6 protein-coding genes and 1 pseudogene are annotated in these 7,708 nt (G+C 65.9%); all 7 read left to right on the forward strand.

The annotated features are described in order from the left end of the window. Positions 1–289 precede the first annotated feature (289 nt). Positions 290–1,867 carry a gamma-glutamyltransferase family protein gene (locus QMZ05_RS31495; RefSeq protein WP_353704292.1) on the forward strand — a complete coding sequence of 526 codons (1,578 nt, stop codon included), beginning with the start codon at positions 290–292 and terminating at the stop codon, positions 1,865–1,867. Positions 1,868–2,040: 173 nt separating this feature from the next. Continuing rightward, positions 2,041–3,708, forward strand: a complete 1,668-nt coding sequence (locus QMZ05_RS31500; RefSeq protein WP_353704293.1) for an amidohydrolase — start codon at positions 2,041–2,043, stop codon at positions 3,706–3,708. After that, positions 3,708–4,796 (forward strand): GTP-binding protein, encoded by a 1,089-nt coding sequence (locus tag QMZ05_RS31505; protein ID WP_353704294.1) that lies wholly within the window; start codon positions 3,708–3,710, stop codon positions 4,794–4,796. Before QMZ05_RS31500 ends, QMZ05_RS31505 begins: the two co-directional genes overlap by 1 nt. A gap of 39 nt (positions 4,797–4,835) precedes the next feature. Next, entirely contained in the window at positions 4,836–6,152 is a 1,317-nt protein-coding gene (locus QMZ05_RS31510; protein ID WP_353704295.1) for an ABC transporter substrate-binding protein, read from the forward strand. Between the two features lies 1 nt (position 6,153). Next, entirely contained in the window at positions 6,154–6,885 is a 732-nt protein-coding gene (locus QMZ05_RS31515) for an ABC transporter ATP-binding protein (RefSeq protein WP_353704296.1), read from the forward strand. Next, positions 6,872–7,570, forward strand: coding sequence for an ABC transporter ATP-binding protein (locus QMZ05_RS31520; protein WP_353704297.1), 699 nt, complete (start codon positions 6,872–6,874; stop codon positions 7,568–7,570). The genes QMZ05_RS31515 and QMZ05_RS31520 overlap by 14 nt, the downstream gene beginning before the upstream one ends. 18 nt (positions 7,571–7,588) lie before the next feature. Then, positions 7,589–7,708 (forward strand): annotated as a pseudogene (locus QMZ05_RS31525) (branched-chain amino acid ABC transporter permease); the annotation flags it as partial.

Consider the following 7,708-nt stretch of genomic DNA (forward strand, 5'->3'; position numbering starts at 1 on the left):
TTGTGATCGGGACTCGTCGTTCCGCCGTCGCGCATCAATCTGCATTTGTGGTTATGGGTCCCTGCTTTCGCAGGGACGACACCGAATAGGTTGCTCGGCCGGTGAGTCGCACATTCGCGTTCTCGCGACACGATCTGTCCGAGTTTTGCATCCCGTCCCGCAGCCACCCGATCCACCGTTGGGTGGATTGCCGCCCACCGCGCGGCCAACCGAAAGTTCCCCGAGGGACCGGTGTCGTATTCGACAATGTTGGCGAGCGGCTGCCGCTCGCAACATCAGAGGAAGCGACATGCGTGATTTCATGGCCATCGGCCGCTCGGTGGCGGTTGCGGAGCGCGGCATGGCCGCGACCTCGCATCCGCAGGCGACGCTTGCCGCGGTCGAGATGCTGAAGGCCGGCGGCAATGCCGTTGATGCCGGGGTGGCGGCGGTCGCGGTGCAGGGCGTGGTCGAGCCGCAGATGACCGGGATCGGCGGCGACTGCTTTGCGCTATATTCACCGAGAGCCGGGGAGCCGATCGCGCTGAACGGCTCGGGCCGCACGCCGGCTCGTACCGATGTCGAAAAATATTCCGCAACCGGCGCGCGCGACATTCCGCCGACCGCGCCCGAGGCGGTGACCGTGCCCGGCGCGATCGATGCGTGGTGCCGGCTGGTCGCCGATCACGGCAGCAAATCGCTGGAGGAGATCTTCCGGCCGGCGATAGCGGCCGCCGAGCAGGGCTTCTGCGTCACGCCGCGCGTCGCCGAGGACTGGCGCCGCTTTCGGGCGCGGATCGAGATCGACGCCAATGCGGCCGCACAGTTCCTTCCCGGCGGCAAGGCGCCTGAGGTTGGCGATATCCGCGCCCAACCTGCGCTCGGCCGCACCCTGCGCCGGATCGCGCAGCACGGTCGCGATGCCTTTTATGTAGGCGAGGCCGCCGACGAGATGACGGGCATCTTGCGCGGGCTGGGCGGCTCCCACAGCACCGACGATTTTGCCGCGCACAGCTCGGATTATGTCCAGCCGATCTCGGCGCAATACCATGATCACGACGTGGTCGAGTGTCCGCCGAACGGGCAGGGCCTGGCCGCGCTGATGATCCTGCGCACGCTTGCCGGTTACGATCTCGGTTCACTCGCGCAGGCCGATCGCATCCATCTGCTCGCCGAAGCCACCAAGGCCGCCTACCGCGCGCGCGACGCCTTCTTCTGCGATCCGGCGACCAGCAAGGTCGATCCGGCTGCATTCCTTGCCGAAGACTATATCGGAAGGATCCGCAGCAAGATCGACATGGACAGCGCGTCCGCGCCCGCGACCTGGGACGATATCGAGCACCGCGACACCGTCTATGTCACGGTGGTCGACCGCCACCTCAATGCCATCTCGCTGATCAACTCGCTGTTCTATCCGTTCGGCAGCGGCATCTACGCGCCGAAATCGGGCATCCTGCTGCACAACCGCGGCTGGAGCTTTCGCGCCAGGCCCGGACACCTCAACTCGCTCGGGCCGCGCAAGCGGCCGATTCACACCATCATCCCGGGCCTCGTGCGCAAGGACGGCAGGACCGTGATGTCGTTCGGGGTGATGGGCGGACATTACCAGGCCGCGGGCCATGCCAATCTGATCTCGAACATCTTCGATTTGAAGATGGACATCCAGGCGGCAGCGGAGGCACCGCGCTCCTTTGCCTTTGACGGCGCGTTGTCGCTGGAGACGACGATATCGCCTGATATCCGCGACGAGCTGCGCGCCCGCGGTCACGAGGCCCGCTTCTCCGAGGAGCCGATCGGCGGCTGTCAGGCGATCCGCATCGACCACGCCAGGGGCGTTCTGTTCGGCGCCTCCGACCACCGCAAGGACGGCCTGGCGCTCGGGTTTTAAGCTGCTGCCGCTTGCCCGCATTGCGGGAGGCGGCGAAGCATCCACCGGACGGTGGATTGTTCCAAATGCCGACATGCCGAACGTTTGGCGTCACGCTGGTGTCGTGCGCAGTTCGGCCGCTGTGCACCGCACAGTGGGCGCTCCAGGCTTTCCCAATCGAGAAGTTGATCCGCATGAACAGGACATTCGCCGACACGGTCTTCCGCAACGGCCGGATCTACACGTCGAACCGCGGGCAGCCCTGGGCGACATCGGCGGCGGTCAAGGCCGGTCGGTTCATCGCCGTCGGCGAGGAGCGCGACGTCGCGGCACTGGTCGGCGAGGGCACCACGACCGTCGATCTCGGCGGGCGGATGGCGATGCCGGGGATCGTCGACATCCACAACCACATCATGATGGGTGGGCAGGCCGATCTCTACGAGCTGCGCTTCTCCAACGCCGACAGCGTGCCGAGGATCGCCGAGACCTTGCACAAGGCCGCATCGGCGGCTGCGCCGGGCGCCTGGATCGTCGGCGGGCAGTTCGGCAACAATCTGCTCAACGAGATGAACACCGCGGAGTCCTGCGCGCTGCTCGACGCGGCATGCCTCGGGCACCCGGTCGTGCTGCGCGACGACACCTATCACAATCGCTGGGCAAGCTCCGCGGCGCTGCGGGCCGCCGGCGTGCAGGCCGACACGCCTGATCCGACCGACGGCGAGATCGGCCGCGATCTCAAGACCGGGACGCTGACCGGGATCATGATCGAGGCCGCTTCGGGTTTGGTGGAGCGGGCGCTCGCCGCCTCCGGTCACTACACGGCCGAGATGGACCGTGCGGCGGTGGCGCGCTCGATCTCGGTGCTCAATACCTATGGCGTCACCGCCTTCATCGACGCCGCCAGCATGCAGCCGATCATGGCGGCGCTGAAAGGGCTCGACGACCGCGGCGAGCTCACCGCCTGGGCGGTCTGCGCGATGCCGGTGGTCGAGCCCGGCTTCATGTTCGGCAAGGCCGGCGAGGAGCTGTTCGCGTTGCGCGAGCAGTATCGCGGCGCTCATGTGAAGCCCGACTATGTGAAGGTGTTCCTCGACGGCGTGCCCGGCGCCAAGACCGCGGCCTTCCACGAGCCTTACGTCGCCGATCCCGTGCGCGGCTGCTGCTTCCGCGGCGCGACCATGCTGACGGTGCCGGACCTGATCCGCTGGCTCGGGCGCTGCGAGAAGCTCGGCCTGGCCGGGAAGATCCACTGCGCCGGCGATGCCGCGGTGACGCAGGCGCTCGATGCGATCGACGTCGTGCGCAGCTTCAACGGGGCGACCCACCTGATTCATCAGATCGCCCATGCGAGCTACATCGCGCCCGACGACATCAAGCGCTTCGCCGAGCTCGGCGTCGCGGCCGACCTGTCGCCGATCATCTGGTATCCGACCATCTTCCTCGAGGCGCACAAGGCCGCGATGGGCGAGGAGCGTGCGCAGCGCTTCTGGCCGAATCGGGATTTGAAGGAGGCCGGCGCGTTGATGGCCGGCGGCTCGGACTGGCCGGTGATCCCGATCCCCGATCCCTGGCAGGGCATCGAAGGCATGGTGACGCGGCAAAATCCGACCGGCGATTTTCCCGGCAAGTCGCTGTGGGCGGAGCAGGCGCTCGATCTTGCGACGGTGATCGACATCTACACCATCGACGCCGCGCGTGCGGCCGGCCTCGGCCAGTCGATCGGCTCGATCGAGGTCGGCAAATCGGCCGATTTGATCGTGCTCGACCAGATGATCTTCGACATCCCGCCGGATCAACTCGCCGATACGCGGGTCGAGATGACCTTCTTCGAGGGCCGCAAGGTCTACCAGCGGGGCACGTGATGGCAGCAACGGACCAGATCCCGGTCACGGTGCTGACCGGCTTCCTCGGCAGCGGCAAGACCACGGTGCTGAACCATCTGCTGCGCCAGAAGGAGCTCAATGGCGTCGTCGCCATCATCAACGAGTTCGGCGAGGTGGCGCTGGATCACCTTTTGGTCGAGAGCAGCGAGGACCGTCTCGCGCTGCTCGACAATGGCTGCATCTGCTGCTCGGTGCGCGAAGATCTGATCGAGACGCTGGCCGATCTCGCCGCGCGTCGCGCTGCCGGAACGATGCCGCCGTTCCACCGCGTGCTGGTCGAGACCACCGGGCTCGCCGATCCCGTGCCGGTGCTGCACACGCTGATGACCGCCCCAGATGTCGTCGGCCGATACCGGATCGACGGCGTGGTCGCGACCGTCGATGCCGTCAATGGCGCGCGCACGCTTGCGACGCATGATGAAGCCGTCAAACAGGTCGCGGTCGCGGACCGGCTGCTGGTGACCAAGACCGACCTTACCGCCGCCGATGCGCTGGCGCGGCTCGATGCGCGGCTGGCAGCGATCAATCCGGTGGCGACGCGCGCGCATGTGCGGAACGGGATGGTCGATCCGGCCAAGGTTCTTGATGCCGGGCTGTTCGATCCGGCGGCGCGGTCCGCCGATGTCGTGCGCTGGTTCGATCTGGCATCGCAGGCCGCGAACGCGCCGCATCATCACGCCGACCATGATTGCAACGGGGCGGCGTGCGGCCATCACAGCCATCACGGACACGATACCGGCGTGTCGTCCTACGGCCTGGTCATCGACGAGCCGATCCAGCGCGACGCGTTTGCGCGCTGGCTCGATTATGTCGCGGCGCTGAGGGGCGAAGACCTGCTGCGCTTCAAGGCGATTGTGCATGTCGCCGAGCAGCCTGATGCGCCCATCGTGGTGCACGGCGTGCAGCACGTGTTCCATCCGCCGATCACGCTTGCCGGCTGGCCGTCTGCGGACCGCCGCTCGCGGCTCGTCTTCATCGTGCGCGGTATCCCGCGCCACATCATCGAGAACACCTTGTGCAAATTTGCCGCGGTGAGCCGTGCGGCGATCCAGCGATCCGCGGCCTAGGCGGAATTTACTTCAGACAATTGTTTCAGGGAGAGGGACATGACTGAGAATTCAAAGACGAACCCGTCGTCCGGCCGGCTCAACCGCCGCACGCTGCTGAAGGCGGCCGGTGCAACCGGTCTCGCATCCGCGATGAATGTGCCGCTGGTCAACATCGCGCGCGCCGCCGGCAACACGATCAAGATCGGCTGGGTCGGTTGCCTCTCCGGCGTCCGCGCGCCGTTTGCCGAACCCGACACCTGGATTCACGAACGCATCAAGGCCCGGCTCAAGGATGGCCTCAAGATCGGCGGCAAGACCTGGCAGGTCGAGTTTGTCTTCAAGGACAATCAGTCCGATCCGAACCGCTCGTCCGTGGTTGCGAGCGAGCTGGTGTTACGGGAGAAATGCGACCTGATCCTGATCGAGGACGGCGACGCGCAGGCGCCGGTGCAAGAGCTCGCCGATGCCCGCGGCATTCCTTCGATCTCGACCATGGTGCCGTGGCAGGGCTGGATGTTTCCGCGCAAGTCGACCCCCGACAAGGGCTTCCCTTACAGCTATCACTTCTTCTGGGGCGCCGATGATGTCGTGAAGAACTTCCTCGGCATGTGGCAGTCGGTCGAGACCAACAAGAAGGTCGGCACGCTCTATATCGACAATCCCGCCGGCCAGGCGTTCTCCGACCCGAAGGTCGGTTTGCCCGGCGGCATTACGAAGGCGGGCTATCAGGAATTCTCCGCCGGAAAATTCCAGATTGCGACCGACGACTTCACCAATCAGGTGTCGTCGTTCAAGAACAACGGCGTCGACATCGTCTCCGGCTTCACTTACGGCAATCACTGGGTGACGCTGTGGAATCAGGCGGCCCAGGCCGGCTTCAAGCCGCAGATCTGCACCGTCGCGGCAGCGTTCCTGTTTCCGAGTGCGGTGAACGCGCTCGGCGATCGTGGCGACGGCATGTCCACCGAAGTGTGGTGGACGCCGGCCTATCCGTTCAAGTCGTCGCTGACCGGGCAGACCGCCGCCGAACTCGCCGCGGAATGGGAGAAGACGACGGGCAAGCAATGGACTCAGCCGATCGGTTACGCCCATGCCTTGTGGGAGGTTGCGCTCGCCGCGTTGCAGAACAGCGATCCAAAGGACAAGAACTCGCTGCGCGATGCCATCGCGGGTCTCGACATGGAGACGGTGGTCGGGCCGGTGAAGTTCAAGGGAACACCGATCAAGAACGTCGCGGTGACCTCGCTGTCCGGCGGGCAATGGCGCAAGAGCAAGGGCGGCAAGTCGAAATACGAGCTCCTGATCGTGCACAACGGCACGGCGCCGTTCATCCCGAAGCAGGCCGATCTCCAGCTGCTCTCCAAGCTGGCTTGAGATGGCACCGCTTCTGCGCGTCAGCGGGCTCTCCAAGCGCTTCGGCGAGATCGTGGTCGCCGACAACGTCAGCTTCGAGCTGGCGCGCGGCGAGTGTGTCGGCGTGATCGGCCCGAACGGCGCCGGCAAGAGCTCGCTGCTCAACCTGATCGTCGGCCTGCTCACGGCCGACGGCGGTTCGATCATGCTCGACGACAAGGAGATCACGGGCCTGCCGCCGCATCGCCGGGCGCGGATGGGGCTCGGGCGGGCGTTCCAGATCCCGCAACCGTTTCCGCATCTGTCGGTCTACGAGAACGCGCTGGTCGCGGCGTCCTACGGCGCGGGCCTGTACGGCGAGGCGGCATCGAGCTGGACCATGGAGGTGCTGCAGCGGACCGGGCTCGACGCCAAGGCGGACAAGCTCGCGGGCGCATTGCCGCTGATCGACCGCAAGCGGCTGGAATTCGCCAAGGCGTTGGCCTCGAAACCCAAGTTGGTCCTGCTCGACGAGATCGCCGCCGGGCTGACCGAGCCCGAGGTCGAGCGCCTGGTTGCCATCATCAAGGGCGTGAAGGCCGATCACGCCATGATCTGGATCGAGCACATTCCGCATGCGTTGCGCGCGGTGTCGGATCGTATCCTGGTGCTCGATTTCGGCCGCAAGGTGCTGGAGGGGCCGCCGGCTGACGTCATGGACAGCGCCGTGGTGCGTGAAATCTATATGGGATTGAAGGCCGATGGCGTTGCTTGATGTGAACGGCCTGCAGATCTTCTACGGCGATCTCCAGGCCGTGTTCGACATGGATTTCACCGTCGCCGACGGCGAGGCGGTGGCGCTGGTCGGCGCCAACGGCGCCGGCAAGTCGACGTTCCTGAAGGCGCTGGTTGGTCTCAACGAGGAGCGGCGCGGGGCGGTGCGTTTCGACGGCGTCGACATCTCGCAGATGCCGGCCGAGCAGGTGTCGCGGCTCGGGCTCATCATGGTGCCCGAGGGGCGGTTGCTGTTCGACTCGTTGACCATTGAGGAAAACCTGCTGATGGGCAGCGTCAACCGGCGCAAGGGCAGCTGGACCTTGCGGCGGGTGTTCGACCTGTTCCCGATCCTGGAAGAGCGGCGGCGAATGTTTCCCGGCCAACTCTCCGGCGGCCAGCAGCAGATGGCGGCGATCGGCCGCGCGCTGATGTCGAACCCGCGGCTGCTCTTGTGCGACGAGATTTCGCTCGGGCTCGCGCCCGTCGTGGTCGAGCAGATCTATCGCTCCTTTGCCGACATCCGCCGCGAGGGCACCGCCGTCGTGCTGGTCGAGCAGGACGTCAACCGCGCGCTCGCCACCTCCGAGCGAATTTATTGCCTGTTGAAGGGGCGGGTGTCGCTGACCGGTCCGGCGCAAGGATTGCAGCCGGAGCAGCTGACGCACGCTTATTTCGGAAACTAGCCAGGATTGGCAACGAACATGATCTGGGTTGAGACATTGATCAACGGAGCCCTGCTGGGCGGGCTCTACGCGTTGCTCGGCATCGGGCTTGCGCTGGTGTTCGGCGTGATGCGCGTCGTCAACATCGCGCATGGCGAG

Source organism: Bradyrhizobium sp. INPA03-11B (genome assembly GCF_040446015.1).
Classification (GTDB): Bacteria; Pseudomonadota; Alphaproteobacteria; order Rhizobiales; family Xanthobacteraceae; genus Bradyrhizobium; species Bradyrhizobium macuxiense_A.

Coding starts and splice junctions, on each gene's coding strand:
- QMZ05_RS31520 (WP_353704297.1), top strand. CDS start 6,872: ATGGCGTTGCTTGATGTGAACGGCCTGCAGATCTTCTACGGCGATCTC.
- QMZ05_RS31515 (WP_353704296.1), top strand. CDS start 6,154: ATGGCACCGCTTCTGCGCGTCAGCGGGCTCTCCAAGCGCTTCGGCGAG.
- QMZ05_RS31500 (WP_353704293.1), top strand. CDS start 2,041: ATGAACAGGACATTCGCCGACACGGTCTTCCGCAACGGCCGGATCTAC.
- QMZ05_RS31495 (WP_353704292.1), top strand. CDS start 290: ATGCGTGATTTCATGGCCATCGGCCGCTCGGTGGCGGTTGCGGAGCGC.
- QMZ05_RS31505 (WP_353704294.1), top strand. CDS start 3,708: ATGGCAGCAACGGACCAGATCCCGGTCACGGTGCTGACCGGCTTCCTC.
- QMZ05_RS31510 (WP_353704295.1), top strand. CDS start 4,836: ATGACTGAGAATTCAAAGACGAACCCGTCGTCCGGCCGGCTCAACCGC.